This is a genomic window from Marinomonas algarum (assembly GCF_020532605.1).
Taxonomy (GTDB): domain Bacteria; phylum Pseudomonadota; class Gammaproteobacteria; order Pseudomonadales; family Marinomonadaceae; genus Marinomonas; species Marinomonas algarum.
Genome location: NZ_JAJATW010000002.1, coordinates 122,851 through 149,665, shown reverse-complemented (window position 1 = coordinate 149,665; position 26,815 = coordinate 122,851). Strand labels below are relative to the sequence as shown.

Genomic DNA, 26,815 nt, shown 5'->3' with positions numbered 1-26,815 from the left:
GGCCTCCATCATATAGTGCCACTGTTTATTATTCAGTGTTGCACTGCTAATTGGCGTAAAAGGTTCATTGTTGAATACATTCTATTCAACGTATGTTTTTTTCTGCGCCTTCAGGTTTGCATCAGTCTCTCTCAGCTAATGCATAAACTACCCTGTTAACAGGAGACAAGAATGAGTTTTAAGGAAATATCATGAGTCAATCAAATCATCTTAACGCTGCGCGAGCACGTTTTACTGCCAGCAGCATACGCTGGGGCTTTATGTGGGCGCTATGGGCTGCCGTACTTTGGGGGGCTTGGTATGTCCCCGGGTCTGCGGTCTGGTTCGAAACACCTTACGTTGATTTAAGCTATGAAACAAATACGGAATTACTTTTAGCAGCTGCTGTTCTAACAACCTTTAATGCCATTACTGTACTCATTTTTCTTTTTGTGTGGAATGCCGTATTAGGTAAATTAGGCGAATATGTACGCACTATGAAACAAATGCGTCATATTTCAAAGTGGTTCTTTATTGGCGCTATTTTTGGCGGTCCTATGGCGATTTTCGGATCGTATTTGGCAATCGGTTATATAGGGGGGGCTTTTGCTGCGATTGCTGCGCTGATGTATCCGATTATCGGTGCGACCTTAGCGCGACTTTGGTACAAGGAAAAAATCACTCGTCGTGCAGCGTTGGGGATTTTTATCTTGTTAGCGGGTGGCGTAACCGTATATGCCCCCGGCATTGTGGCTGAAATTAATGGCACGGGCGAAGCTGGATGGTTAGGTTATCTAGGGGGCGCTATGGCAGCCATTGGTTGGGGTGTGGAAGGTGCGATTGCTGGCCGTGGTCTGGATGTTGCTGATCCTGACGTGGGGATTACAGTGCGTTTTACCGCTGAAGTTTTGTATTGGGTCTTGTTAATTTTACCTGGTATTTATCTGTTTACTGACCAGCCGGTTGTTGAACTGGTTGTTAGTACGTTTAACTGGGCTGCGATTGGTTGGCTGATGTTGGCAGGCGTGACGTTCGCGTTTTGTTATGTGTCTTGGTACAAGTCTTTTCCTCTGATTGGTGTTGGACGTGGGCAAGCGATTGCTGCGTTGTATGGCCTATTTGCGGTCATCTTTCTTGCCATCTTTACCCTAGAATTGCCTGAATGGAACTTTTTAGTCGGTCTGCTGCTTTTTGTTGGCGGTGGCTTTGTTATGTTTACTGAAAGCAGTGATGTCCTTGAAGTGGTTCGTGCGGTATCGACAGACGCAAAATCGGACAAAACGACTGACTCCGCTGGTACTGCGGCAAAACTCTAAAAAAGTGAAGGTATTATGAATAAGTTGCATATGAAGGGGCGACTGCTCCAGCTCATACATGATGAGCAAGAAGAAGGTATTTGGGATTTTCAGGTGACGGAAGCGGTCATGGCTGAATATGGGGTTAGCGGTGCGTATTGGCGTGGTACTACCCGCGTTACGTTAGCGGATTTGTTTTCCAGTGGCATTATTGAAAGCATGGAAGAGAAACTTGATGAACATGCTTACTTTGGTACAGACCGTATTTTGTTTAAATTCCGTCTTAATGAGTTTGGTCGTCAACGCATGCGTGATACGGCACTAATTTAATCTGTACTTCTGAGTACTGAGATAATTTTTAATAAAGAGGTGAGTATATGTCGGATTTTTGGGGGTTTGCTGGTGCAGACATATTGGCCGTTGTGGTCATTGTTGTATTAAGCAGTACCGCGCTTTATCTAGCGCGAACGTTCGTTACTAAGTTCTAATGTCACGATAACAGACCGAGTTAATACTCGGTCTGTTATCAATTTAATTCTCTTTCTTACGACCCAAGGTCACTTTGTTGGGAACAACTAGTTACAAAAGTTTTCTTGCTAGAAAAATCCGTCAAGCTATAAGATACATCGACCAAAAGCTCATCCATTAGAGCCCAAAAAATACCCACACTCGTGCCATTGCGCACATTGTCTAATAAGTTGATAAGTGTCTTAATCGTATTTGCCTATGAATGAATATAACTTACCAAAGCAACAAACCTCGGAGTCACTCGTCGTGCTTCTGAATAAAACGGCACAGCAGGATCGTGAAGCTTTTGCAATGTTATACCATTCAACACACCGGAAACTTTTTGGTATTGTTCATCGTATCTTAAAACACGATGCAAAATCTGAAGAGATATTGCAGGAAATTTATCTGAAAATTTGGGAGAAATCGTCTTCGTATCAAGCAGACGTGTCTTCTCCTATAACATGGATGGCAACGATTGCCCGGAATCGTACCATTGACGAAGTGAGAAAAAATCAGTTGCCAGACAGCGATGAAGAGATAGATTTTGACTCAATCATTGATGACTCCATGGCGCCTGAAGACGCTTTTGCTAAAAGCAAAGAGTTGTCAAAGTTAGAGTCGTGTTTGGCAGAACTGGGTGCACCACGGGGAGAGATGATTAAAGCGGCTTATTTAGATGGTTATTCACGACAAGAGCTTTCTGAACGTTTCAATCAACCGTTGGGAACCATCAAAACGTGGTTACACCGTGGTATTAAGCAGTTGCAAGGTTGTATGAAATTATGAAGAACGCCACTGATAAAGAGCGACAGATTTTGGCTGCGGAGTTTGTGTTAGGCACGCTCGACAAGAACGAACGACATGCCGTCAAAGTGCAACGTAAGCAAGATGCAAAGCTGAACAAAGCCATTATAGACTGGCAAAATCATTTTTCCGAGTTAAATCAGTATGTTGACGAGCGCACACCGAGACCTGACCTTCTTGATTGTATCTTAACGAAAATTGACCAACAGAATGCGAATGAGAAATCACCGCTTTCGAAGAGTCAAACAGTAAATGCAATGTCTCAGGATCAAGTGATCATCGACTTGCAAGCGATGCGGGCAAAGTTAAAGCGTTGGCAGTTTGCTGCATTGAGTTCTTCTGCTGTTGCAGCGTGTTTACTTGTGTTTGTAGTACTTCCTTCGTCCCCAGAGCAGACGAATGCACCATTTATTGCAACGTTTCAGTCGGACGATAGCCAACCCGCTTTTATTATGTCGTTAGACATAGCCACTCGACAGCTTACTGTTAGACCGATTACAGCGCAGGGGCAAGTCGGAAAAACATATCAGCTGTGGATTAAATCGGATGATATTGGGCCATCGCCACGTTCGTTAGGCTTACTAGGGGATGCAACTGGCCAGGTTCAGAAGCAAATTGATTACGCGTCTGGAACGTTACGTCACGCTACTTTTGGCATCAGTCTTGAGCCCGCAGGCGGTTCACCGACTGGTTTACCAACAGGTCCCGCTATTCACGGTAAGCTTTACCCAACATCGCTTTAATTTCACAATAAAAAAGCGCGCTTATCTTGCTACCCTTAAAATGGGATGGTCAATATAAGAGCGCTTTCTTGTTCTATCTTACTAACTAAAGTACTTTTGATAAGAACTTTTGCAGTCTAGGATTAGAGGGAGTATCAAAAAAGTTATTGGGTGTATCAGACACTAAGAGCTCACCATCCTCCATAAACATCACCCGGTCAGCCACTTCTTTGGCGAACCCCATTTCATGGGTGACCACAACCATCGTCATGCCTTCTTTAGCAAGGTCTTTCATTACATCCAATACTTCACCGACCATTTCAGGGTCGAGTGCTGAAGTTGGTTCATCAAAGAGCATAATATTAGGCGTCATGGCCAATGCACGGGCAATAGCAACACGTTGCTGTTGACCGCCTGATAAGTGGTTAGGGTAGTTGTCCTGTCGGTCGGCGAGGCCTACTTTTTTTAGAAGGCTTTCAGCGTCTTTTTTAACCTCTTTTGGAGCACGGTTTGCGACTTTAAGAGGGGCCAGCATGACATTGCCCAGTGCGGTTTTGTGTGGAAAAAGGTTGAAGCCTTGGAACACCATACCAACGTCTTGACGAAGTTTATTTATGTCCGTTGATCTGGCATACATATCAATACCATCAATCTCGATGGCACCATTATTAATGGTTTCAAGCTGATTTAAGGTACGAAGAAAAGTGGACTTTCCAGAGCCAGAAGGACCCACAATGACGATCACTTCGCCTTTGTCTACGTTTACTGACACGTCTTTAAGAGCATGGCACCCGTTGGGGTAGATTTTATTGACCTTCTCGGCACGAATGATATTTTTCATGATGAACTCTTCATTAGTCGCTTGCAGACAGTTTTTTCTCAAGTGCTTGAATCGCCCAAGATAAACCACTGGTTAAAATAAGGTATAACGCGGCAACGGTGAACCACACTTCAAAAGGCGCAAAGCTGCCACTGACAACTTCACGACCCGCTTTGGTTAAGTCGGTAATTGAAATGACTGAAACCAGTGAGGAGTCTTTGATTAAGTTGATAAACTGTCCCGCCAGTGGTGGTAAGGTTTGCTTAAAAGCTTGAGGCAAAATCACATAAATCATAGCTTTAGGGTAGTTCATACCCAGTGAGCGAGCTGCTTCCATTTGTCCTTTGGGGATAGACTGAATCCCAGAGCGCACAATTTCCGCCACGTAGGCAGAGGTAAATACCGAGAGGGCAATGACCCCTGCCGTAAAGCGTTCTAGATCTAGAACGGTGCCAATAAAGAAATAGACAATAAAGATTTGCACCAGAAGCGGTGTGCCACGAATAAGTTCAATATAAACAACAGAGAGTTTCTTCAATGCTGGGTTACTTGATATCCGCATCAGGCCAATAAATAGCCCTAAAAACAGAGCGAACACCAGCGACCATGCAGAGATTTTGATCGTGGTAATAACCCCTTGAAGAATCGGACCAATACGCCACTCTTCAATGGTGGCTAGGCTGTCACCTTCAAAAATAAGATCGCCTTCGTAAACACTAAGAGAGGAATAACCACCCAATTCAACAATGGTGTCGCCACTCAGATTTTGCAGGACAAGCTGATTGTTTGCCGCTAGAACGATTTCACCGTCTGCAGGCGCATTAATTGACGAAGCGGCATTGGTGGCAATGTAAGGAACAACGCGCTCCCAGTTCCAGTTGTAGTCAATGCGTTTTCCGGAGGCGTAAATAAGCCAACAAACAGAGATTAAAACCAGAACAAAGATCGCGTTCCAGAATAGGGATTTAAGATTTAATTGCATGTTGTACCAAGAGTTTATGGGAGACGAGTTTAAAGCTAGGCGATCATTATCAGATCGTAGAGTGTATAGTAAAAAAACAGCGCTGCATTTAACAGCGCTGTTTTTTCTTCACATTCATAAAAATGAAGGCGTGATCATTACTGAACTTGTTTTAACCATTTATCATCGTTAAACCATTTGTCATAAATACGATCATAGGTTCCATCCCCTTTGATCTGACGTAGGTAAGAGTTCAAAAAGTTCAAGGTGTCGTGGTTGCCTTGCGCTACCGCCCAACCTAGAGGTTCGTAGGTGAAGGGTTCTGATAGGTGAACAAGTTGGCCTTTGTTTTCCGCGTTGTAGATTGCGTTATAAGGCAGGTCATAAATGAAGGCATCGACCTTGCCATTTGCAACTTCAAGTACGGCTTCAGACTGCGTCTCGTAAAGGTTAACGCTGGCTTTAGGCAAGTAACGCTTGATCGCTTGCTCGCCTGTTGTGCCCAGTTTTGTCGCAACATTGTAGCCTTGATCATTTAGATCACGGTAACTGGTGACTTTGTCCTTTAGGGAAGGTGACAACAAAATAGATTGACCGATAATCACGTAAGGATCAGCAAAGTTAACTTGAGTGTTACGCTGAGGCGTGATGGTCATCCCCCCCATGATGATGTGACATTTTCCGGTTAAAAGGGTTGGGATAATGCCATCCCATGCCGTGTTAACTGGTACAAAGTCCACGTCCATCGCACGTGCCATTTGCTTACCCAAATCGATGTCAAAACCAATGTATTGACCGTTTTTCGCCGTCATTTCGAATGGCATATAGCCAGAATCAAAACAAACTTTTAGCTCACCAGAGCTTTTAATGTCATCTAAAACAGGATCAGCAAAAGCCGGTGCCGTAGACGCTAGGGTCAGCGCAGCAATGGATAGTAGTTTTTTCATAAAGGTCTCTTTCTTGGTAATAAGTAAATAAAGTGTATGCAATAAGCATATCGTAAAAAGTAAGATTGATACAATGAAACCGTTTATTCAACGAAACAGTGCATTTAACACAATAAATTTGCCCATAAGATAAGCGCTTAACGTGACGACCTTCAAGTCGTGGGCTATTTTTTCATATCTAACGGCCATCAAGGTTTTATGCTGGAAACATTTCAATTGTGACCCCCCCAAATGTTCCTAATATTTCAGCTGCGACCTTGTCAGAGCGTATCTTTCTTCTTTCGTTGGCGTGAAATTCAGCAAGTGATTTCAATTTGATTGGGTCTTCCTGTATAAAAATCAAAGGCATAGGTGCGGTAACGGTTTTGATGCCTTCGTCTGTTTTGATATTAACGACTGGCTGAACCGGAACGGGTCGTCTGATTCTGAGTTGCGCTTCTGGTGTGTTCTCAACTTTTGCGATCAGTTGTTCTAGAGGGAGTTGGTGTTCAAAACCAGAACGATGCATCTCTTTTACCATGCGTTGTAAAAGTTCTTGTTTGATCGGTCTAGAAAGAGAATCTTTTCTTTGCCATGAAAAGCGAGCAGAGGCGATAGTCTGTTCACTAAGGCATCGAATGTGACGATAAAGGTGCATAGTCATGATTTTAGGGCATTCCGCTCTTAATGCTTCAAAACGTTCATTACGAGACTGAAATGTTGTCTTTATGTAGTTTTCAATGGCGGTTTTAGCCGTATTGATGTCGTTTATAAGCTCTGGGAGGAGAAGTGCTTCAGGGCTTTTAAGTGGCGACAAGCAAATAGCCCCCACTGTGCGCCTTGCTACTTTCTGAGAGTAGTCAGGTTTGATATGAAGGTCTTGATAGCACTGAGCGGCGTGATACAGAGCGTCCTTCCCGCGATACTCATCAAAAGATATTTTAGTGATAGGTTCGCTTTCCATTCCTTTTAATGTCGCAGGCAGTGGGTAGGCGAGGGCCGATGTCGGCTGTACGTGCCTAAGAATATCATTAAGAGTCTGAATTCCTTGGTTTATAATGCAAAACTGTTCTGAAATAAGCGACATAAGAAAACCTACCAAAATTTGCTAAACAGGGCGGATGAAATCTAAATCATCATAAAAATAACAAACTCAATTTACCCCAAGCAGCGAGTTGTTGAGCATGGTGTAATGCTCAATGCCGTCTTCCATGTACGGTTCAGAAATAACGTTAAAGCCGTGAGCTTGGTAAAAACGTTCAAGGTGTGATTGTGCGCCTATTTTAATGGGGTAATTTGGCCAGCGCTTAGTGATTTCTCCTAGCGCATGGTGCATAAGAATATGCCCTAGTTTTTCCTTACGGTGAGATGCCGCTACGACTACCCGTCCTATGCTGGTGTGATCTGGATAAGATTCACCCTCTGCAAGTAACCGAGCGTAAGCAACTACTTTGCCTTCTGAAAGGGCGTACAGATGTTGGGTGTTTTCTTGCTTATCAAGATCGTCTAAATCTAAAAAGACACAGTTTTGTTCCATTACAAACACTTCAGAGCGTAGCTTGAGAATATCGTATAACACAGCAACAGAAAGCGAATGAAAAGGTTGGCAGTGCCAAGTAATGATCATTAATGGGTGTCCTTATGACTGATTAACTTTTTGTGGGATAGCGACTGAACATATGTAATATAAATGTAGCTACCTTATTCTGTGTCTTTTATTGGATGAATTGGCCTAGTGGTAAGTTGGCTACTGATCGCCTCAAAGATCACTTCTCTAGCCTTTACTGTCGTGCACAATAAAAGAAAGCAATTTAATCGGCACTTCTTCTAGCACCTCTGGGCCATGTGATATTTCAGCGTCGAAGGAGAGAGAATCACCCGCTTCCATTTGATAAATATGATTGCCATGACGGTAGAGAAGTCGTCCTTCAAGAAGGTGAATAAATTCTTGCCCACGATGAGAAAAAGTTGGAAACACTTCACTGGCATCGTCCATGGTAATCAAAAAAGGTTCATAGGTTTGCTTTTTCCCCTTGTTGTAACTTAACAGCTGATAGGTATGGCCTTTCTCTGTTCCTCTTCTCACCACCTCCATACCTTGTCCTGACTTGGTTAGCTGCGCACCGCCCTCGGGTCGATCGTAATCGGCAAACAGTTGTGAAATAGACAAGCCGATGGCATCGCACAACCGGCTTAGGGTATCTAAGCTTGTTGAGACTTGTGCGTTTTCTACTTTACTGATCATGCCTTGGCTGACTTTTGCGATTCGTGACACATCAGCAATTTTTAACGCCTGCTCAATACGCTTACGTCTCACTTGAAGAGCAATGTACTCTTCAAGCTTTAACTTCTGCGATGTGCTCCTTTCTTGAACAATATCGCCTCTTTTCAGGGCGGAAGCGTGTTCTGATGGTGCGTCAGCTTTCATTTATTACGTCCTTAGCGTTTCGCATCAGCCAAATATTGATGGCTGTTAATGGTAAGAGCAAAAAATACATCATATAAATCATAATCTTACACTGGCAGTAAATTATTTTTCTTAATGATTAAGTTTATGGCAAAGATATTGCTTTCTTTAAAGGAAATAAAGATTCCCAAAGGGAAACTTTAGTAGATTTTATTCGATGCTCTCTTCGTCCTATATAAAAGGCAAATTGGCACAACAAGCAACCGCTTGTTTTATCAATGATAACCAGCACTTTTACTTAGGAGGTTTGACTCACTGATTAGAACATACCTTAAGTTCATAATATGTTAGGAGATAAGAAATGCAATCAGATGCGGTGGAAAACTTTCTTAAAAATCACGATATTAAATATGTGCTCGCACAATTTGTGGATATACACGGTGTGGCAAAAACCAAGTCTGTACCTGCAAAAAATATTTTTGATGTCGTGGAAAAAGGGGCAGGGTTTGCAGGTTTTGCCGTTGCAGGCCTTGCAATGGAGCCTCATGGACCTGACTTTCTAGCTCGCGGTGATCTTTCTACTCTTAGCATTGTGCCTTGGCAACCCGGTTACGCTCGTATGGTGTGTGACGGTTTTGTTAGCAATGCCCCCCATCCTTACTGTTCTCGTGTTGTATTGAAGCGACAGATTGAAAAGTTAGATGCGGAAGGCTGGACTTTAAACACCGGTCTTGAGCCAGAGTTTTATTTATTCAAGAAGGGTGAAAAAGGCGAACTGTTGCCCGTTGATCAGACGGATACCCTAGTCAAACCTTGCTATGACTACAAAGGCTTATCCCGCTCACGAGAATTTTTAGAACGCCTGACCGAGTCTCTGATAGAAGTCGGGTTTGATGTCTATCAAATTGACCATGAAGACGCCAACGGCCAGTTTGAAATTAATTATACCTACGGTGATGCCTTAGAATCGGCGGATCGTTTTACGTTTGTCCGTATGGCGGCAGGTGAAATTGCCAATGATATGGATATGATTTGTTCTTTCATGCCAAAGCCTGCGCCCGATGCGACAGGTAACGGCATGCACTTCCATTTATCCATTACGGATGAATCCGGTAAAAACCTCTTCAATGATGATTCAGACAAGCACGGTATGGGGCTATCCAAAATGGCCTATCATTTTACCGCAGGTATTTTAGCGCACGCGAATGCCATTTGTGCTTTCGCTGCGCCTACAGTGAATTCTTATAAGCGTTTGGTGGTTGGGGGCAACAGTTCTGGTGCCACTTGGGCACCGGCTTATGTTTGTTACGGTGACAACAACCGTTCCGCGCTAGTGCGTGTGCCCTATGGTCGTTTGGAGTTCCGTCTACCGGATTCTGGTTGTAATCCTTACCTTGTTCACGCTGCGCTTATTGCAGCCGGTATGGACGGTATCAAGCGTGAATTGGATCCAGGCGAGCCGTTAAACATCAATCTATACGACCTTTCTCTTGACGAAATTATCGAGAAAAACATTGAGATTCTACCTCAGTCTCTTGGTGATGCATTAGACAAACTAGAAGAAGACGAGATCTTTATTGAGGCCATGGGCAAAGACATTGTCGACGAGTTTATTAAGGTGAAACGTGCGGAATGGAATGAATATTCACGCCAAGTATCCAGTTGGGAAGTAGAACGCTACGCTGAGTTCTTTTAATTTTATCAATAACAAGTATGTGAATATTTATAGAGGTTTCTGCTATGTGTGGAATTGTCGGACTGTATTTAAAAAACGATAAATATCAAAACACCTTAGGTGAGTTATTTGAACCTATGTTGATTGCCATGACGGACCGCGGTCCCGACAGTGCCGGTTTTGCTATTTACGGTGATGAAGTAGCAGATGGTTGGGTGAAGTTGACTGTACGCCATATTGAAGAAGCGTTTGATTGGGGGGCTCTGGCAGAACAAATGTCGAGCGCCTTAGGTTGTAAAGTCGATTGGATGCAAAATGCCAACGTGGCGGTATTAAAAGTGAACAGCGACGAAGCGTCAGCTCGCGCTTGTCTTACTGAGCTTTGCCCGGATGCGCTTGTTTTGAGTGCGGGTTCTTCGATTGAAATCTTGAAAGAAGTTGGTTTGCCAGAAAACATTGCTTCTAAATTTAACCTTAGCGGCATGAAGGGTTCTCATATTATTGGCCATACGCGCATGGCGACTGAATCGGCGGTCACCATGGAAGGCAGCCATCCTTTTTCTACAGGGTCGGATTTGTGCCTTGTACACAACGGCTCCTTGTCTAACCACAACCGTTTGCGCGATAAGTTAAAACGCGAAGGTATTACCTTTGTGACACAGAACGATTCTGAAGTGGCTGCAGGGTATTTGACGTGGCGTCTAAATCAGGGTGAAAGCCTAAAAGAAGCGTTAGAGCACGCCCTGAAAGATCTGGATGGCTTTTTTACCTTTACCATCGGAACGAAAGACGGTTTTGCGGTTATGCGTGATCCTATTGCTTGTAAACCCGCTGTGATGGCGGAAACGGAAGATTATGTTGCTATGGCATCTGAGTACCAAGCATTAACAACGTTGCCGGGCATTGAAAACGCCAGAGTTTGGGAACCAGAGCCCGCTACTTTTTACATCTGGGAACGCAAATAGCCCATAGGTTTAGGAGATTAAAACATGAAGACGTTTGATTTAGCGGTAAGCTCAGTACGAGATTTTAACCAAGCGCTGCACGACCAAAAAAGCACCACAACGGAAAAAGAATGGGTGGCAACAAACCCAAAAGGCAGTCATAACATTGCGGTTGGTCTCGATGCTGATATCGCTGTCGATGTACAAGGTCATGCGGGCTATTTTTGTGCAGGCATGAATAAAACGGCGTCAGTTACGGTACACGGTAACGCGGGACAAGGTGTGGCAGAAAACATGATGTCTGGCACCGTTCGCGTAAAGGGTGACGCATCGCAAGCGGCCGGCGCAACGGCTCACGGTGGCTTATTAGTGATCGAAGGAAATGCCGGTGCGCGTTGTGGGATTTCCATGAAGGGCGTCGATATTGTGGTGAAGGGCGATGTGGGTCACATGAGCTGCTTCATGGGGCAGTCTGGTTCCTTGGTGGTGTGCGGTGATGCTGGCGAAGCGTTAGGTGACTCTTTGTATGAAGTGCATATCTACGTAAAAGGCACAGTGAAGTCATTGGGTGCAGACTGTATCAAAAAAGACATGCGCGAAGAGCATATTGCAGAGTTAACGGCTTTGCTGGAAAAAGCCGGTTTTGATGAAGACCCTACTGCCTTTACACGTTATGGCTCGGCTCGTCAGTTATACACCTTTAAAGTCGACAATGCGTCCGCTTACTAATTTTTTAAGAGGTTTTTATTATGAGCAACGAGAAAAACATCAGCTTAAAAGAGTCTTCCACGTTTGACCGTGCGACCATGGCCGAAATTCGTCGTGCAGCAGACACCGGTATTTACGATATTCGTGGTTTTGGTGCTAAACGAAAACTGCCACATTTTGACGACTTATTGTTTTTAGGCGCGAGCATGTCGCGTTACCCGCTAGAAGGTTACCGTGAAACCTGTAATACCTCTGTGGTATTAGGTGACCGTTTTGCAAAGAAACCCATTACCATCGAGACGCCTGTTACCATCGCGGGCATGAGCTTCGGCGCCTTGTCTGCCAATGCAAAAGAAGCTTTGGGTCGCGGTGCTTCTATTGTTGGCACGTCAACGACAACCGGTGACGGTGGTATGACACCAGAAGAACGTGGTCAATCAAGTAAGCTTGTGTATCAGTACTTGCCATCTCGTTACGGCATGAACCCAGACGATTTGCGTAAAGCCGACGCCATCGAAGTGGTATTGGGGCAAGGGGCAAAACCTGGCGGCGGCGGTATGTTGCTGGGTCAAAAAATCACCGATCGTGTGGCACAAATGCGTAATTTGCCAAAAGGCATTGACCAACGTTCTGCATGTCGTCATCCAGATTGGACGGGGCCGGATGATCTGGCGATTAAAATTCAAGAAATTCGTGAAATCACCGATTGGCAAGTGCCGATTTACATCAAAATTGGTGCAACTCGTACCTACTATGATGTGAAGTTAGCGGTCAAAGCGGGCGCGGATGTCATCGTTGTTGATGGCATGCAAGGTGGTACAGCGGCCACACAGGATGTGTTTATTGAACACGTAGGGATTCCGACCATGGCGGCGATTCCTCAAGCGGTTCAAGCACTGCAAGAAATGGGCATGCATCGTAAAGTCCAATTAATCGTATCTGGTGGTATTCGTAACGGTGCCGACGTTGCTAAGTGTATGGCGTTGGGTGCGGATGCGGTTGCCATTGGTACAGCGGCCTTGGTTGCTTTAGGTTGTAACGACCCGAAATGGGACGACGAATACAAAGCCATTGGTTCTGCTGCAGGTTATTACGATGATTACCAAGACGGTAAAGATCCAGCAGGTATTTCCACCCAAGATCCAGAGCTGAGTAAACGTCTAGACCCTGTTGTAGCGGGCCATCGCCTAGCCAATTACCTACGTGTGTTAACCCTAGAGGCACAAACACTGGCGCGTGCTTGTGGTAAGAACGATTTGCGTAACTTGGAGCCAGAGGATTTGGTTGCGCTTACGGTTGAATCTGCAGCGATGGCGCGGGTGCCATTAGCTGGTACCACTTGGGTGCCTGGTCAACAGTTCTAATTTTTCTGTTTCTAAAGTGTTTTTGAAAACCACGCCAAGGCGTGGTTTTTTTGTGCACACTCTTTATGAAATGACTCCTAATGGTGCCTAATTTAAAGAATCCTCTTCATTTCTTGAAAAAAAACTTCATATATCAATAGTTAATAAAAATACCTATATATTTCAATGGCTTAAAAAAAGCTGGCCTAGAAACTGTATTATGAATAAATAGGAAATTAAATTTCTCACTAGTAAATTTTATAGATCGCAACGTGGAGAGTAATGTCTATGGTTAATATGGTGATGGAACTGAGCTACGCATTGGATACCTTCTATTTTCTGATGTGTACAGCGCTCGTAATGTGGATGGCAGCTGGTTTTTCGATGCTCGAAGCGGGGTTGGTTCGAGGTAAAAATACCGTCGAAATCCTCAATAAAAACGCCTTGTTATACGGTATTGCGTGTTTTGTGTATTTGGTCGTTGGTTATAACGTCATGTACCCAGCAGACCCAATCAGCTCGTACATTCCAGGTATTGGCTTTTTCTTGGGTGCCGATAACAGTGTAGAAGCGGTTGTCAGCGGTGCCGCTGATGCGCCGTATTACTCAACTATGTCAGACTTTATTTTCCAAGCGGTCTTTGCTGCCGCGACGATGTCTATCGTGTCCGGTGCGGTTGCAGAACGTATGCGCCTATGGCCTTTCTTGATTTTCGCCATTGTCATGGTGGGTTTTATCTACCCAGTAGAAGGTTACTGGAAATGGGGCGGCGGCTTCCTAGATGAATTGGGCTTCCAAGATTTTGCCGGTTCCGTTGTTGTCCATATGGCCGGTGCTGCCGCGGCTTTGGCCGCTGTTATTATGGTTGGACCACGTAAAGGTCGCTACGGTAAAAATGGTGAAATTCGTGCCATTCCAGGGGCGAACTTACCCTTAGCCGCTTTGGGGATGTTTATCCTTTGGATGGGGTGGTTTGGTTTTAACGGTGGTTCAGAGTTAAAAATCTCTAACGTTGAAGAAGCCAACGCCGTGGCAAAAATCTTTGTGAATACCAACGCGGCAGCGGCCGCAGGTATGATCGCGGCGGCGTTGCTCGCTCGTGCTTTATTTGGCAAAACCGATTTAACGATGACGATTAATGGTGCATTGGCTGGTTTGGTTGCTATTACCGCAGAGCCTTTGGCACCGTCTGCTGGTGTTGCTTCGTTCATTGGTGCGATTGGCGGTATTGTTGTTGTATTGTCCGTTTTGATGTTGGATAAACTGAAAATTGATGATCCAGTGGGTGCGATTTCTGTCCACGGTTCAGCGGGTATCTGGGGTATCTTTGCCGTCATGATTTCCAACGATGATGCGACCTTTATTGGTCAGTTAACCGGTACTGTGTGTACTTTCTTGTGGATGTTTACTATGACGATTATTGCACTTTGGGTGATCAAGAAAGTCATGGGTCTGCGTGCTAGTGAAGAAGAAGAGTTAGAAGGTATGGATATGCATGAATGTGGTATGCATGCTTACCCAGAGTTTGGTGTTGAAGCCAATAAGTAGCGTATTGCGCTGCACTTGTTACGCCCCCCATTTAGCGTAACCAAAAGGCCCCATTATGGGGCCTTTTTACTGTCTGCTTGTTATGAAATGTGCTTGTTTTGCTACGATAGGAAGCGAGTTTTTTGGTGATTGAAAACGACTATGGCGTTGCCTGAGAAATGGCTTTGGCGGTACTTAAAAGGTGCTCTTTTGCGGCGTCAAATTGTTCTTGGTTGTTCATAATTTGGTCGGCACCAGAGATGTTGATGGCCGCGATCACTTTGCCAAGATAATTGGTAATGGGCACGGCAATGGCCGTGGCGTTATCAGAACGGTTACTTGAAAAACCTTGTGTCCATTCTCGTTTTAATAAGGTTTTCAGCTCCGGTAAAGATTGTGGATAGGGGCCAGGGTAAGAATCGAGTTGCAGTGTTTGGTACATGGCGTTGAGTTCTATTTCACTCAATTGTTGCAATAAAATACGGCCCATGGCGTTGGTGTGACACGGTAAGCGCGAGCCGAGTGGAATGTTTACTGACAGACGTTGTGATGCTTGAGCGCGATAAATATAGACGGTTTCTAAGCCATCACGAATGGCCAAATGGCAAGAAATAGAGGTGTTGTCTCGCAGTTCGTTGAGGTGCGGTGCGGCAATATCGACCAGATCTTTTCCCGCTAAAAAAGCAAAACCACGGGAGACAACTTGGGGACCAAGCTCATAAGCATTGCGAGTTACTTTTTTCAAATAACCCATGTCCAATAGCGTTTGCACAATGCGGTACGTCGATGAGGCGCTAACCCCCAGAAACTCAGCAAAATCCTGAGTGGTAAGGACTCTTTTCTCTTTATCGAACATCTCGATAATTTGCAGCCCTCGAGATAAGGCAGGAACGTGATAATCGGTGTTTTTACTCATAATTTATTCCATATACGGTGTGATTTTTAACAGGTGAATTAAATTCTGATTTTTTAAAAAGATTCGTTCTTTTTACTTTCAAAAATATTTCAATGCAATATATTTGTATAAACAGGTCGATAAATAAGCGAAGTTTTAAAGTTATATATTCATATGTAAATAAAAAATTCATATTTAAAAAATAGATGGCAGGGGAACAGATCATGGCAAAAGAATTTGTGTTAAAAGCATCGTGTGAAGCAACGAGTGGTATTGTCGCGACGGTGGCATCTTACTTAGCAGACAATCATTGCTACATTGCAGAAATGCACCAATTCGATGACGAGGAGAGCGAACGCTTTTTTATGCGTGCGGAATGTCGAATTGAAAATGATGACCTTACCATTGAATCCATTCAAGAAGGTTTTGATGAGCAAGTAGCGCAATTCAATATGAGCTGGGAAATTTACGATAAAGACCAGCCTGTCAGAGTCTTGTTAATGGTCAGTAAATTTGATCATTGTTTAGACGATCTTTTATACCGCCATCGTAAAGGTGAGTTGCCCATGGAGATCACCGCCGTGGTGTCGAATCACAAAGACCTGCGCCCTATGGTAGAGCGAGAAGGTATTCGCTTTGTTCACCTGCCTGTTAGCAAAGAAAACAAAACCGAACAAGAAGCGGCTTTGCTCGACATTATTACAGAAAGTAAAACTGATCTTGTTGTGTTAGCGCGCTATATGCAGATTCTTTCTAACTCATTATGTAAACAGTTACACGGTCGAGCAATCAACATTCACCATTCATTTTTACCAGGTTTCAAAGGCGCAAAGCCTTATCACCAAGCCCATGAACGTGGTGTCAAATTGATTGGTGCAACCGCCCATTATGTGACATCGGATCTAGATGAAGGCCCCATTATTGAGCAGTCTGTTCAGCCGGTGGATCATACCTATTCTTCTGAGCGTTTGGTGGCTCTTGGACGTGATACGGAAACCGTTGCTTTGGCGAATGCGGTTCGTATGCACCTAGAGCATCGCGTTTTCATGTATGGCAATAAAACCGTCGTTTTTAAATAATTCACCCAGCTTGTAGATCAGGAGATCATCATGACGATCAACATCGACGGTAAAGCGCTTGCCGATGAAATAGTGCAAAGTGTTGCAGACAAAGTCACTCTTTTTAAGCAGAAGCATGCTATCACTCCGGGGTTAGCCGTGGTGTTGGTCGGTGATGATCCTGCGAGTGGGGTTTATGTCCGTAACAAAATAAAACGTTCAGAGCAGGCGGGTTTAAGATCGATCGAACACCGTCTTTCTGCTGAAGTGAGCCAAGCGGAATTGGATGCGTTAATCGATGCTCTGAATCAGGACAGCTCTGTACATGGCATTCTCGTGCAATTGCCTTTGCCCAGTCATTTATCGGATAAAAAAGTCATCGAGTCGATTTCGCCAGCAAAAGATGTTGATGGGTTTCATCCGACGAATGTGGGTCGCCTTGTCACAGGCGAGGCCGACTTGATTCCCTGTACTCCCTTGGGGTGCATGATGATGTTAGAGCGTCAGTTTGTTGATCTGTCTGGCAAGCATGCAGTGGTCATAGGGCGCTCTAATATTGTAGGTAAGCCCATGGCGAGCTTGTTACTGCAAGCCAATTGTACCGTTACTGTAGTGCATTCACGGACGCAAAATATCGAGGCGCTATGTCGGGAAGCCGATATTTTGGTGGCTGCCGTAGGCAAACCTTTGTTTGTCAAGGAGAGCTGGGTGAAGCCTGGTGCCGTGGTGATAGATGTCGGCATTAACGCCATAGATAAAGAGGTCAAACGTAAGCTGGTGGGAGACGTAGATTACGATGCGGTTTTTCCTCATGTGTCTGCTATTACGCCTGTTCCAGGTGGTGTTGGGCCGATGACCATTGCTTGTCTTATGCAAAATACACTTACTGCTGCTGAATGCCAATTGGCTAATGCTGCCGCTGAACAGTCGCTGACAAAGATTTAATAAGGAAGCTGGTTATGCCTTTTTCATTACTGAAATACGGATTAAAAAACGATTACCCTTTTGAAAATGATGTGGATTTACCTTCCCCAACGGCATTAAAGAAACACTATGATGTGGTCATTATTGGTGGTGGTGGACACGGTGTCGCAACAGCCTACTACCTTGCGAAATACCACGGTATTACCAATGTGGCGATTCTTGAAAAAGGCTACTTGGGTGGCGGAAATACGGCAAGGAACACGGCGGTCATTCGTTCTAATTACTTAACGTCGGAAGGGGTAAAATTTTACAAAGAATCGGTGGATTTGTTTAAAGGTTTGTCCAACGAGTTCGACTTTAACATTATGTATTCTTCCCGTGGTCAGCTTACTTTGGCCCACACAGAGGCCACCGTGCGTTCTTTCCGTCAGCGTACCGAAGTGAATACCCACTTTGGTGGAAAAACAGAGTTGATTGATCCACAACAAATCAAAGAATTAGTGCCCACATTAAACATGAATCCTGCGGATATGCCTATTTTAGCGGGTTTGTGGCACATTGACGGAGCAACAGCACGTCATGATGCCGTCGCTTGGGGCTATGCAAAAGGCGCAACGCAACGGGGTGTTGAATTGCATCAATTAACCGAAGTCACCGATGTGATCGTGGAAAATGGCAAGGCGACTGGCGTAAAAACCAACCGTGGTAATGTCAGTTGCGGTTGTATTGTTCAAGCGGTTGCTGGACACAGTTCTGTTGTGGCAGCAATGGCAGGCATCAAGATGCCTATTACCACTTACCCATTACAAGCCATGGTGACGCAACCGGTTAAGCCTTTTTTGAACCCTTTGGTCAGTTCGTCCGCTTTGCACTGTTATGTACAACAGACAGGTCGTGGAGAAATGGTCTTTGGCGGCGGCTCAGACCCTTATCCACTTTATAACACGCGTTCAACCATGGATCTGAAAGAAAGCTTACTGGCCAGTGCGGTGGAAATGTTCCCTTTTATGGCGAATCTAAAGCTGATGCGTCAATGGGCGGGTATAACAGACATGACGTCCGACTACAGCCCCATCATGGGGCTAAGTCCAGTAGAGAATTATTATTTAGACGCCGGTTGGGGAACATGGGGATTCAAATCCACACCCATCTGCGGCAAAACCATGGCTCAGCTGGTGGCGAATGGTGGCAAGGTGCCTGACTTGATTGCTCCGTTTGCAATGGATCGTTTTGACGTCTTCCGTCAAGTGAATGAAATGGGCGCGACAGCGGCAAGCCACTAAGGGGAAAGCAATGAAAATCATGCATTGCCCATTAAATGGGCCAAGAAACATCAGTGAATTTGTTTACGGTGGCGAAGTAAAGCCGATGCCAAATCCACATACGTGCTCTGATAAAGAGTGGGCGGAATACGTGTTTTATTCTGACAACACCATTCGCATTATTACCGAGTGGTGGTATCACGCGCCCTCGGGTTATTGGTTTATTGCTGAGCGCCACACAGCCAGCGACGAGATTTTAAAAACCTACGATCCATCCGAACGCTTTGATCAACGTATCGAGTTTGACAGTAAGCCCGAACTTACACAGGAGCCGTCAATATGAGTGGACACAATCGATTACCCGCCCCTTCAGGCTTATACATTAACCGCGATAAAAGCGTGAATTTCACTTTTGAAGGGAAGAGTTACCAAGGTCTAGAAGGGGACACGATCGCCAGTGCTTTGATCGCTAACGATCAATGGCTAATGTCTCGTTCTTTTAAATACCATCGCCCTCGTGGACCATTAACCATGGCTGGTCAGGACGCCAATACCTTAGTACAGCTTAAAAGTGAGCCGAACGTTTTGGCTGATCGTCAAAATATTGCTGCGAATATGGATGTGATGGGGCAAAACTACAACGGCTCGCTGGAAAAAGACAAAGACGACAAATTAGGCTATGCCGGTCGCTTTATGCCAGTGGGCTTTTACTATCGTGCTTTTTATAAGCCTGCAGGAATTTGGGATAAGTGGGAACCCTTTATCCGTAAAAAAGCAGGGCTAGGTTTTGCTGATCTAACGTTCAAGCCGGTTTACCATGATAAAGCTTATCTTTTTCATGATGTTGCAGTAATAGGCGCTGGTCCTGCTGGTTTAGCTGCGGCCCTAAAAGCCGCCAATGCTGGTGCGAGTGTTTTACTGGTTGACGAGAACCCTGTATTGGGTGGTGCTTTAACGTATCACCGCTTTGATATAGAAGGTGTTTGCGCTTCAGCATTAAGAACGAAATTGACCCACGATGTACTGAATCACAGTAATATTCGTGTCCTGACCAGCGCGACTTGTAATGGCTGGTTTACCGATAACTATTTGCCGGTGATTCAAGGCAACCGTATGTTTAAGGTACGTGCGAAGCAATGTATCGTGGCGTCGGGAGCATTTGAGCAACACGTGGTTTTTCGTAACAACGATGTACCGGGCGTGGTGATGTCGAGTGCTGCAATGCGCTTAATGTCTCAATATGCGATTAAACCTGCCAACAAAGCCGTTATGCTAACGGGTAACGACGATGGTTATTTGTGTGCGTTAGAACTCATTAAGCATGGCGTATCTGTGCCTGTCATTGTTGATATGCGTAAGCAAGTAGATGATCCTGCTTTGTATGATGCAGTCGTGGACTTGGGTATTAATGTTCTGTTTGAGTCGACTGTTTATGAAGCCGTTCCGAGTGCCGACAAAAAGCGCCTTGCAGCAGTACAAATCCACAAAATAACCGGAAAAGGTCAGGTTGCCGCAAACGGTATTAGCCTTCCTTGTGAGTTGTTGTGCATGTCGGCAGGTTACATGCCTGTTTATCAACTGCTTTGTCAGGCAGGGGCTAAATTGAGCTACGATGACGCCAGTGCGCGTTTTGCTTTAACGAATCTGCCTAAAAACCTGTATGTAGCAGGTTCAGCAAATGGTATGCATGAACTGAATGCCGTGATAAATGACGGTGAAGTGGCTGCCCACACGTGTTTGTCTTCGTTAGGTTTGGCGAGCGATTCGCCCGAATCCATTGCTTGCCAGCGTCATACCAACTTTCCATGGCCTATCTTCAAACACCCAAAAGGTAAGGATTTCGTCGATTTTGATGAAGACTTGCAGGCAAAAGACATTATTAATGCCACCCGTTTGGGTTACCGAGATGTGCAGCTGGTTAAACGTTTTTCTACGGTGGGCATGGGACCATCTCAAGGTCGTCACTCTGCGCTACCAACAGCACGTCTCGTGGCCGAAGCGACTCATCGTAGTGTCACTGAAACCGGTGTGACGACGGCAAGGCCTCCGTTTGTGCCTGAAAAATTAGCGCACATTGCTGGTCGTATTTTCAGTCCTCATCGTTTTACGCCGATGCATCAACGTCACCTTGAATTGGGGGCGCACATGATTCCTGCTGGCATTTGGCGTCGCCCTGCTTATTACGGTAAACCGGCTGATCGTGACGCGATTATTCAGCAAGAAGCCACCATGGTTCGTAACGCGGTTGGCATGATTGACGTCAGTACCTTGGGTGGGTTGGAAGTGCGAGGCCCAGATGCCGCAGAATTTGTGAATCGGATTTATACTTTTGGCTTTTTAAAACAACCTGTCGGTAAAACCCGTTATGCTGTTTTAACCAATGAACAGGGCGTTGTGGTCGACGATGGTGTGTCTTGTCGTATTGCTGAGGATCATTTTTACATTACGGCAACAACCAGTGGTGTGGACGCTGTGTATCGCGAAATGACGAAGTGGAATGCTCAGTGGCGTTTAAGTGTCGATATTGCCAATGTGTCAGCGGCTTTTTCTGCCGTGAATGTAGCAGGGCCGTTAGCACGTAAAGTGTTGGACAAAGTCTGCTCAGATGTAGATTTTTCCAATGAGAGTTTTCCTTATTTGGCCTACCGTGAAGGCACGATTCAAGGTGTTCCGGTGCGACTGTTACGAGTGGGGTTTGTGGGTGAACTGGGTTACGAAATACACATGCCGACGCTGTTTGGGGAAGCATTATGGGATCTGCTGATGGAAGCCGGTGCAGAGTTTAATATGAAGCCTTTTGGTGTGGAAACGCAACGTTTACTGCGTCTCGAAAAGGGTCATATTATTGTCAGTCAAGACACCGACGGTATGTCGCACCCTGGCGAGTTATCGCTTGGTTGGGCGGTCAATCGTAAGAAGCCGTTTTTTATTGGCAGTCGCTCGGTTGATATTGTGATGGCGCGTAAGCAAACGCGTAAGTTAGTAGGCTTCAAACTCAGTGCACACAGTACGCGTCCAAAAGAAGGGCATATTGTTTTAGCTGCGGCCAATCAAGTGGACTGTGCGATTACCGGTAATGTCACTTCGTCAGAATATTCCAGCACCTTAGGTGCCAATATTGGTATGGCGTTCGTTGGTATTGATCAGCAAGAAGTCGGTTCGACGTTTCCCATTCGGGTTGACGGTGGTGAAGTGGTGATGGCAGAGGTGGTTAAGCTGCCTTTTTATGACGCCGGTAATGCGCGTCAGGAGGTAATCTAATGGATCTTTTTAATCTAAGTGCAGCGCCTGATTTGCGCAAAAGTATGCTTGATCTGGCATCGACTAAAGCCAAAGCAACGCGGTCGAGCATTAAGATGCAAGATTGTACGGTGTTTTCTCGCGCTGGTTTTCGTGGCACGGGTGCCGAGGCTTTTTTAGCTTCCCATGGCATTGCGATTCCCACTAAGCCGAACGAGTCTTTGTCTTGTCAAGCGTCTTTGGTAGTGTTGCGTTTAAGCCGGTCAGAGTTTTGGATCATAAGCACGGATAACAGTGAGCATGCGAAAATTGAGGCATTGGAAGTGGCGGCTATGGGGGTAGAAAATGTATACCCTTTATACTGCCAGCACAGTCATGCCTGCTTTATGCTGACAGGGGCAGAAACTGAAAATATGTTTTCAAAAGTGTGTGGTGTCGATTTGCGCAATAACGTTTTCCCTGTAGGGGCAGTGGCTCAAACGTCGGTCGCTCGTACAGGCGCAATCGTGACAAAACAGACTCACGCACAAGGCGATTACTTTTTGTTGTTTGCCGATATTGCCAGTGTGCAGTACCTCTGGGAAGCGCTCACTGATGCGGCAGCGGAATTTGTTTAACATCGATTTATAAACACCGGATTGCGACAAATCCATACGTGTGTTTATGGTAACCACCAAGCAATCCTTGCTTGGTGGTTTTTTTATTTAAAAGAGAGTGTATTCGTTGACGGTAGGTTATTTTTACTCAGATTTTAACCTTACCGCTGTCATGGTGCCTGTGGCACAGAGCATATTTCCAGCGCTTAGGCTCAATGTAATTGTGGCTTTTCTGTCTTTTAGTTGCGTGACTTTTCCACAAAGAGTTAACTCTTCTCCAATTGGGGTGGGGCGTAAAAAGTCGATTGATAACGACGCCGTGACAAAGCGAAGAACAGGCGTACTTCCCATCTTTCGGCCTTGTGTTTCATAAGCCGCTGCAGCAGCTGATGCGGTGCCGTGACAATCTAAAAGCGATGCGATCAGTCCACCGTAGGCATTATTAGGAACCCCACCAGTGTGGTAAGGCTTAGGCGTAAAATGTGCGATGGTGTGCGTCTTATCTTCATCATTTAGCCAGTAGCTTTTTAGTTGTAAACCATGGGGATTATCACGACCACAGCCATAGCAATGGCTGAACTCTGCTGAGTAGGAATCTTGAAAAGCCTTTTTAGACATGATGTTGTCCCTGTCTCTTGTGCTATTAAAGACACACTAAAGAGCGGTGTGTTTTTAATAGCGTATTAAAGAAAAACCATTTTATAAAAGCACAATGAATTTTTTACATGTTGGGGTAGTTTGGCCCACCACCTCCCTCTGGCACGAGCCATTGAATATTTTGCCCATAGTCCTTGATGTCGCAGGTTTTGCAATGAATGCAATTTTGTGCATTTATCTGCAGCTGTGGTTGGTTGTCCTTCTCTATCAATTCATAGACACCGGCTGGACAAAATCGCTGAGCGGGTTCTTGATGTAAAGGAATATTGATTTGATAAGGTTGTTCCTTATCATGCAAATGTAGGTGGCAGGGTTGGTCTTCTTCGTGATTGGTATTAGATAAATACACGGAAGACGACTTATCAAAACTCAGTATACCGTCAGGTTTGGGATAAATGATCTTAGTACATTCGGCTGTGGGTTTGATTTGTAAATGGTCAATTTTTTTGTCATGGAGTTGAAGGGGTAAATGCCCCTTGAAAACGTTTTGCTCCAAGGTGTTAAACGCACCGCCCCAAATGGGTCCTAAATTGTGTAACGCAGGGCCGAAGTTTTTTGACTGAAACAATTCGCTGTACAGCCAACTATCACGAAAGAGTGATTCGAAGTCTGTCGCTTCAGAGTGTTGGTGCTTTAATGCACTAACAACGGCCTCAGCGGCAAGCATGCCTGATTTCATGGCGGTGTGTGTGCCCTTAATACGTGAGAAATTCAGTGTGCCTGCATCGCAGCCAATCAACAAACCACCGGGGAAGGTCATTTTAGGCAAGGCGTTAAAACCGCCTTTAGCAATAGCGCGAGCGCCATAGGAAACACGTTTTCCACCTTCTAAATATTGCGCTAACTTAGGGTGATGTTTAAGTTGCTGACATTCGTCAAATGGATTGACCCATGGGTTGCTATAGTTGAGATCGACAATCAGCCCAACTGCTACTTGACTGTTTTCCGTATGATAAAGAAAAAAGCCACCGCTGGTATCATCTTGAAGCGGCCACCCAGTGCCATGTATTACTAAGCCTGGTTGATGTTTGGTGGGGTCAATATCCCATAGTTCTTTAATACCAATAGCGTAATGCTGAGGGTCTTTTCCTTGGTCTAAAGCGTACTTCTTAATCAAGGCTTTACCTAAATGACCACGGCAACCCTCCGCGAAAATAGTAAATTTTGCTTCTAATATCATGCCAGGCATGTAACCAGGTTTGGGTTCGTTTTGTGCGTTAAGCCCCATATCTGCAGTGACAATTCCTCTCACGCTACCATCGTCGTGATAAACCACTTCGGCGGCAGGAAAGCCTGGGAATATTTCCACGCCTAAGGATTCTGCTTGTTCTGCTAACCAGCGGCACAGGTTACCTAAGCTGGCAATGTAATTGCCTGTATTGTGCATGGTTTTTGGGGCTAACCACGTTGGAATAGTCCAATGTTGGGTTGAATTACGCAGCCATAGTATTTGATCCTCTTTGGCCGGTACGTTTAAAGGGGCTTGGAGCTCAGACCAGTCTGGGAACAATTCGTTGAGCGCTTTTGGGTCCACGACTGCGCCTGATACGATATGGGCGCCGACCTCAGAGCCTTTTTCCACCACACAAACGGTGATTTCTGTTTGCTGAGCTTGTGCTAATTGTTTTAGACGACAAGCCGCAGATAATCCTGCGGCGCCAGCGCCTACAATGACTACATCAAATGACATGACGTCGCGTTCCATATTGCCTCTCCTTTTAAAGTGGTAGAGCTTTAAATTTCTAAGATGCTCATTTTTTAAATATTAAAGTTGGTCAATATCAAGTGAGAAAGTACTGCTCAAACCGCTTAATATCGTGTCGGCATGCTGATAAACACGCGGTAAGTAGTATTCTGCATAAAAATGCGCGGTCCCTTTTTTTCCTATTAAGAACTCGTCGCTGTACTGCACGCTTTTATCGTGGGTTTCGTCTTGGTTATGTAATTTCGATGCGCATAAGGCACTTTTTGCCATTAACCAGCCCCCACATAAATAGCCCATCATCATCAAATAATCGACACTGACGTTGGCTGTTAATTGACGATCTAACTTGCCTTGTTCAAGTAACCAGTTTTTTACTGTCGTGGCTTTTTGTAACGCAAGGGTGAGTCGTGGTGTTATTTGTTGGAGTGTTTTGTCTGTACTGGCGGCTAATTCTATGACGGTGTTGTTTATATCGTTCAGTAACTGGCTTAATGCATTTGCTTCATCACTGAGCGTCTTTCGGCCGACTAGATCCAGTGCTTGAATACCGGTAGTGCCTTCATAAATGGTCAAAATACGAGCGTCACGGAAATGCTGTGCTGCTCCCGTCTCCTCAACAAAGCCCATACCACCGTGAACTTGAATGTTAAGTGACGTGATTTCCTGAGATAGCTCTGTCATCCAGCCTTTTACGATCGGTGTGTAAAATTCAACGCGTTGTTTTGCGTCAATATCACCGTGATGATGCTTGTCTATATCCGCTGCGGCATAAAGTGATAAAGCACGCATGGCTTCACAGCCGGACTTCATTGCCATCATCATACGACGCACATCTGGGTACTCAATAATAGCGATTTTTTTGCCATCTTTATGGGTTCCTTGAGTACGGTCTTTCGCAAACTCACGCGCTTGTTGGTAAGCTCGCTCGGAAATTGATAACCCTTGTAGACCAACAGACTGGCGAGCATGGTTCATCATGGTGAACATGTAGCTTAAGCCTTTGTTGGGTTCACCGATTAAGTAACCGATCGCACCACCGTTATCGCCAAAGCTCATAGTACAGGTCGGACTGGCGTGAATTCCCAGCTTATGTTCAAGAGAGATACAGCGAGCATCATTGAGTTCAGTTGGCTCACCTTCTTCAGACAGCAAATATTTTGGCACCACAAACAATGAAATACCTTTCACACCTGCTGGAGCGTCTGGTAATCGTGCTAAGACCAAGTGCACGATATTAGGGGTCATTTGATGATCGCCCCAAGTGATATAAATTTTTTGGCCACGAATGAGGTAATGATCGTCTTTTGGTGTGGCTTTGCAGGCAACGGCCGCAAGGTCAGAGCCTGCGTTAGGTTCCGTTAAATTCATGGTGCCAGTCCATTCACCAGAGATGAGTTTATGGAGATAGTGCGCTTGCAGTTCTGGGCTGCCGTGAGCGATTAAGGCTTCTACTGCACCTTGGCTTAACATAGGGCAAAGTGCAAATGCCATGTTTGCAGAGTGCCAAAGCTCATTCACTGCGGTGCCTAAAACATTTGGTAAGCCTTGGCCACCAAATTCAGTGGGTCCAGTGAGCCCAGCCCAGCCATTGTCAATATATTGCTGGTAAGCGTCTTTGTAGCCAGGGCTTTGCTCTACACAGTGATCAACCAAAACTGCGCCGTGTTTATCGCCTTCGGCATTGAGAGGAGCCAGTACATCGGTGGCCAGTTTACCAGCCTCTTGTACGATGACATCTGCCAGTTCGACAGAGACATCTTCTAATGCGTAGCGTGCAGCGAGTTTGTCCAGTTCCACCAGTTGATCGAGGACAAAAATAGTATCTTGTTGTGGTGCAGTGTAAATACTCATAAATCA

The 26,815-nt window shown here is 45.1% G+C and carries 25 protein-coding genes; 15 read left to right on the top strand and 10 right to left on the bottom strand.

Features of this window, described 5'->3' with window-relative positions; all coding sequences use genetic code 11:
- Positions 1 to 191 precede the first annotated feature (191 nt).
- The 4 genes from LG368_RS02455 to LG368_RS02440 all read left to right on the top strand — a co-directional run bounded on the left by LG368_RS02455 (position 192) and on the right by LG368_RS02440 (position 3,331).
- Entirely contained in the window at positions 192 to 1,295 is a 1,104-nt protein-coding gene (locus tag LG368_RS02455; protein WP_226753143.1) for a DMT family transporter, read from the top strand.
- Positions 1,296 to 1,310: 15 nt separating this feature from the next.
- Entirely contained in the window at positions 1,311 to 1,604 is a 294-nt protein-coding gene (locus tag LG368_RS02450; protein ID WP_226753142.1) for a hypothetical protein, read from the top strand.
- Between the two features lie 396 nt (positions 1,605 to 2,000).
- Positions 2,001 to 2,570 (top strand): sigma-70 family RNA polymerase sigma factor, encoded by a 570-nt coding sequence (locus tag LG368_RS02445; protein WP_226753141.1) that lies wholly within the window; start codon positions 2,001 to 2,003, stop codon positions 2,568 to 2,570.
- Complete coding sequence (locus LG368_RS02440) at positions 2,567 to 3,331, top strand: anti-sigma factor (RefSeq protein WP_226753140.1); 765 nt, start codon at positions 2,567 to 2,569, stop codon at positions 3,329 to 3,331. Before LG368_RS02445 ends, LG368_RS02440 begins: the two co-directional genes overlap by 4 nt.
- Before the next feature lie 85 nt (positions 3,332 to 3,416).
- Here the strand turns inward: LG368_RS02440 and LG368_RS02435 are convergent, their stop codons facing one another.
- The 6 genes from LG368_RS02435 to LG368_RS02410 form a co-directional block, all read right to left on the bottom strand.
- Positions 3,417 to 4,151: an amino acid ABC transporter ATP-binding protein gene (locus LG368_RS02435; protein ID WP_226753139.1), complete on the bottom strand. Its 735-nt coding sequence runs from the start codon at positions 4,149 to 4,151 to the stop codon at positions 3,417 to 3,419.
- A 13-nt stretch (positions 4,152 to 4,164) separates the two neighbouring features.
- A complete protein-coding gene (locus LG368_RS02430; RefSeq protein ID WP_226753138.1) occupies positions 4,165 to 5,112 on the bottom strand; it encodes an amino acid ABC transporter permease in 948 nt (315 codons plus the stop codon).
- Positions 5,113 to 5,249: 137 nt separating this feature from the next.
- Positions 5,250 to 6,038, bottom strand: coding sequence for a transporter substrate-binding domain-containing protein (locus LG368_RS02425; protein WP_226753137.1), 789 nt, complete (start codon positions 6,036 to 6,038; stop codon positions 5,250 to 5,252).
- A gap of 196 nt (positions 6,039 to 6,234) precedes the next feature.
- Positions 6,235 to 7,104, bottom strand: coding sequence for a DNA replication terminus site-binding protein (locus LG368_RS02420; protein ID WP_226753136.1), 870 nt, complete (start codon positions 7,102 to 7,104; stop codon positions 6,235 to 6,237).
- Positions 7,105 to 7,170: 66 nt separating this feature from the next.
- Entirely contained in the window at positions 7,171 to 7,644 is a 474-nt protein-coding gene (locus LG368_RS02415; RefSeq protein WP_226753135.1) for a GNAT family N-acetyltransferase, read from the bottom strand.
- Between the two features lie 147 nt (positions 7,645 to 7,791).
- A complete protein-coding gene (locus tag LG368_RS02410) occupies positions 7,792 to 8,445 on the bottom strand; it encodes a helix-turn-helix domain-containing protein (protein WP_226753134.1) in 654 nt (217 codons plus the stop codon).
- A gap of 340 nt (positions 8,446 to 8,785) precedes the next feature.
- Here LG368_RS02410 and glnT point away from each other — a divergent pair, with 340 nt between their 5' ends.
- From glnT to LG368_RS02385, 5 genes are all read left to right on the top strand, one after another.
- The gene (glnT, locus tag LG368_RS02405; RefSeq protein WP_226753133.1) at positions 8,786 to 10,120 is read left to right on the top strand and encodes a type III glutamate--ammonia ligase; all 1,335 of its coding nucleotides are present in this window, start codon (positions 8,786 to 8,788) and stop codon (positions 10,118 to 10,120) included.
- Between the two features lie 44 nt (positions 10,121 to 10,164).
- Positions 10,165 to 11,064: a class II glutamine amidotransferase gene (locus LG368_RS02400; RefSeq protein ID WP_226753132.1), complete on the top strand. Its 900-nt coding sequence runs from the start codon at positions 10,165 to 10,167 to the stop codon at positions 11,062 to 11,064.
- A 24-nt stretch (positions 11,065 to 11,088) separates the two neighbouring features.
- Positions 11,089 to 11,772 carry a GltB/FmdC/FwdC-like GXGXG domain-containing protein gene (locus LG368_RS02395; RefSeq protein ID WP_226753131.1) on the top strand — a complete coding sequence of 228 codons (684 nt, stop codon included), beginning with the start codon at positions 11,089 to 11,091 and terminating at the stop codon, positions 11,770 to 11,772.
- 20 nt (positions 11,773 to 11,792) lie between these two features.
- Positions 11,793 to 13,115: an FMN-binding glutamate synthase family protein gene (locus LG368_RS02390; protein WP_226753130.1), complete on the top strand. Its 1,323-nt coding sequence runs from the start codon at positions 11,793 to 11,795 to the stop codon at positions 13,113 to 13,115.
- 267 nt (positions 13,116 to 13,382) lie between these two features.
- Entirely contained in the window at positions 13,383 to 14,642 is a 1,260-nt protein-coding gene (locus tag LG368_RS02385) for an ammonium transporter (RefSeq protein WP_226753250.1), read from the top strand.
- A 139-nt stretch (positions 14,643 to 14,781) separates the two neighbouring features.
- Here LG368_RS02385 and LG368_RS02380 read toward each other — a convergent pair whose 3' ends face one another.
- Complete coding sequence (locus tag LG368_RS02380) at positions 14,782 to 15,537, bottom strand: IclR family transcriptional regulator (RefSeq protein WP_226753129.1); 756 nt, start codon at positions 15,535 to 15,537, stop codon at positions 14,782 to 14,784.
- Between the two features lie 203 nt (positions 15,538 to 15,740).
- Here LG368_RS02380 and purU point away from each other — a divergent pair, with 203 nt between their 5' ends.
- From purU to LG368_RS02350, 6 genes are read left to right on the top strand one after another with little or no spacing between them, the layout of a single operon-like run.
- Positions 15,741 to 16,595 (top strand): formyltetrahydrofolate deformylase, encoded by an 855-nt coding sequence (gene purU, locus LG368_RS02375; protein ID WP_226753128.1) that lies wholly within the window; start codon positions 15,741 to 15,743, stop codon positions 16,593 to 16,595.
- A gap of 30 nt (positions 16,596 to 16,625) precedes the next feature.
- Entirely contained in the window at positions 16,626 to 17,519 is an 894-nt protein-coding gene (gene folD, locus LG368_RS02370) for a bifunctional methylenetetrahydrofolate dehydrogenase/methenyltetrahydrofolate cyclohydrolase FolD (protein ID WP_226753127.1), read from the top strand.
- 14 nt (positions 17,520 to 17,533) lie between these two features.
- Positions 17,534 to 18,781 (top strand): FAD-dependent oxidoreductase, encoded by a 1,248-nt coding sequence (locus LG368_RS02365; protein WP_226753126.1) that lies wholly within the window; start codon positions 17,534 to 17,536, stop codon positions 18,779 to 18,781.
- 10 nt (positions 18,782 to 18,791) lie between these two features.
- Positions 18,792 to 19,103, top strand: a complete 312-nt coding sequence (locus LG368_RS02360; protein ID WP_226753125.1) for a sarcosine oxidase subunit delta — start codon at positions 18,792 to 18,794, stop codon at positions 19,101 to 19,103.
- Positions 19,100 to 22,021 carry a 2Fe-2S iron-sulfur cluster-binding protein gene (locus LG368_RS02355; protein ID WP_226753124.1) on the top strand — a complete coding sequence of 974 codons (2,922 nt, stop codon included), beginning with the start codon at positions 19,100 to 19,102 and terminating at the stop codon, positions 22,019 to 22,021. Before LG368_RS02360 ends, LG368_RS02355 begins: the two co-directional genes overlap by 4 nt.
- The gene (locus LG368_RS02350) at positions 22,021 to 22,617 is read left to right on the top strand and encodes a sarcosine oxidase subunit gamma family protein (RefSeq protein WP_226753123.1); all 597 of its coding nucleotides are present in this window, start codon (positions 22,021 to 22,023) and stop codon (positions 22,615 to 22,617) included. The genes LG368_RS02355 and LG368_RS02350 overlap by 1 nt, the downstream gene beginning before the upstream one ends.
- Positions 22,618 to 22,740: 123 nt before the next feature.
- On the opposite strand, the gene LG368_RS02345 is transcribed toward LG368_RS02350, so the two are convergent.
- The 3 genes from LG368_RS02345 to LG368_RS02335 form a co-directional block, all read right to left on the bottom strand.
- A complete protein-coding gene (locus tag LG368_RS02345) occupies positions 22,741 to 23,214 on the bottom strand; it encodes a PaaI family thioesterase (protein WP_226753122.1) in 474 nt (157 codons plus the stop codon).
- Positions 23,215 to 23,317: 103 nt separating this feature from the next.
- A complete protein-coding gene (locus tag LG368_RS02340; protein ID WP_226753121.1) occupies positions 23,318 to 24,958 on the bottom strand; it encodes an electron transfer flavoprotein-ubiquinone oxidoreductase in 1,641 nt (546 codons plus the stop codon).
- Between the two features lie 60 nt (positions 24,959 to 25,018).
- A complete protein-coding gene (locus LG368_RS02335; protein WP_226753120.1) occupies positions 25,019 to 26,809 on the bottom strand; it encodes an acyl-CoA dehydrogenase family protein in 1,791 nt (596 codons plus the stop codon).
- Positions 26,810 to 26,815 lie beyond the last annotated feature (6 nt).

Coding starts and splice junctions, on each gene's coding strand:
- LG368_RS02390 (WP_226753130.1), top strand. CDS start 11,793: ATGAGCAACGAGAAAAACATCAGCTTAAAAGAGTCTTCCACGTTTGAC.
- LG368_RS02340 (WP_226753121.1), bottom strand. CDS start 24,958: ATGGAACGCGACGTCATGTCATTTGATGTAGTCATTGTAGGCGCTGGC.
- purU (WP_226753128.1), top strand. CDS start 15,741: ATGGCAAAAGAATTTGTGTTAAAAGCATCGTGTGAAGCAACGAGTGGT.
- LG368_RS02415 (WP_226753135.1), bottom strand. CDS start 7,644: ATGATCATTACTTGGCACTGCCAACCTTTTCATTCGCTTTCTGTTGCT.
- LG368_RS02385 (WP_226753250.1), top strand. CDS start 13,383: ATGGTTAATATGGTGATGGAACTGAGCTACGCATTGGATACCTTCTAT.
- LG368_RS02400 (WP_226753132.1), top strand. CDS start 10,165: ATGTGTGGAATTGTCGGACTGTATTTAAAAAACGATAAATATCAAAAC.
- LG368_RS02365 (WP_226753126.1), top strand. CDS start 17,534: ATGCCTTTTTCATTACTGAAATACGGATTAAAAAACGATTACCCTTTT.
- LG368_RS02395 (WP_226753131.1), top strand. CDS start 11,089: ATGAAGACGTTTGATTTAGCGGTAAGCTCAGTACGAGATTTTAACCAA.
- LG368_RS02360 (WP_226753125.1), top strand. CDS start 18,792: ATGAAAATCATGCATTGCCCATTAAATGGGCCAAGAAACATCAGTGAA.
- folD (WP_226753127.1), top strand. CDS start 16,626: ATGACGATCAACATCGACGGTAAAGCGCTTGCCGATGAAATAGTGCAA.
- LG368_RS02380 (WP_226753129.1), bottom strand. CDS start 15,537: ATGAGTAAAAACACCGATTATCACGTTCCTGCCTTATCTCGAGGGCTG.
- LG368_RS02425 (WP_226753137.1), bottom strand. CDS start 6,038: ATGAAAAAACTACTATCCATTGCTGCGCTGACCCTAGCGTCTACGGCA.
- LG368_RS02435 (WP_226753139.1), bottom strand. CDS start 4,151: ATGAAAAATATCATTCGTGCCGAGAAGGTCAATAAAATCTACCCCAAC.
- LG368_RS02440 (WP_226753140.1), top strand. CDS start 2,567: ATGAAGAACGCCACTGATAAAGAGCGACAGATTTTGGCTGCGGAGTTT.
- glnT (WP_226753133.1), top strand. CDS start 8,786: ATGCAATCAGATGCGGTGGAAAACTTTCTTAAAAATCACGATATTAAA.
- LG368_RS02335 (WP_226753120.1), bottom strand. CDS start 26,809: ATGAGTATTTACACTGCACCACAACAAGATACTATTTTTGTCCTCGAT.
- LG368_RS02430 (WP_226753138.1), bottom strand. CDS start 5,112: ATGCAATTAAATCTTAAATCCCTATTCTGGAACGCGATCTTTGTTCTG.
- LG368_RS02410 (WP_226753134.1), bottom strand. CDS start 8,445: ATGAAAGCTGACGCACCATCAGAACACGCTTCCGCCCTGAAAAGAGGC.
- LG368_RS02455 (WP_226753143.1), top strand. CDS start 192: ATGAGTCAATCAAATCATCTTAACGCTGCGCGAGCACGTTTTACTGCC.
- LG368_RS02445 (WP_226753141.1), top strand. CDS start 2,001: ATGAATGAATATAACTTACCAAAGCAACAAACCTCGGAGTCACTCGTC.
- LG368_RS02350 (WP_226753123.1), top strand. CDS start 22,021: ATGGATCTTTTTAATCTAAGTGCAGCGCCTGATTTGCGCAAAAGTATG.
- LG368_RS02450 (WP_226753142.1), top strand. CDS start 1,311: ATGAATAAGTTGCATATGAAGGGGCGACTGCTCCAGCTCATACATGAT.
- LG368_RS02355 (WP_226753124.1), top strand. CDS start 19,100: ATGAGTGGACACAATCGATTACCCGCCCCTTCAGGCTTATACATTAAC.
- LG368_RS02420 (WP_226753136.1), bottom strand. CDS start 7,104: ATGTCGCTTATTTCAGAACAGTTTTGCATTATAAACCAAGGAATTCAG.
- LG368_RS02345 (WP_226753122.1), bottom strand. CDS start 23,214: ATGTCTAAAAAGGCTTTTCAAGATTCCTACTCAGCAGAGTTCAGCCAT.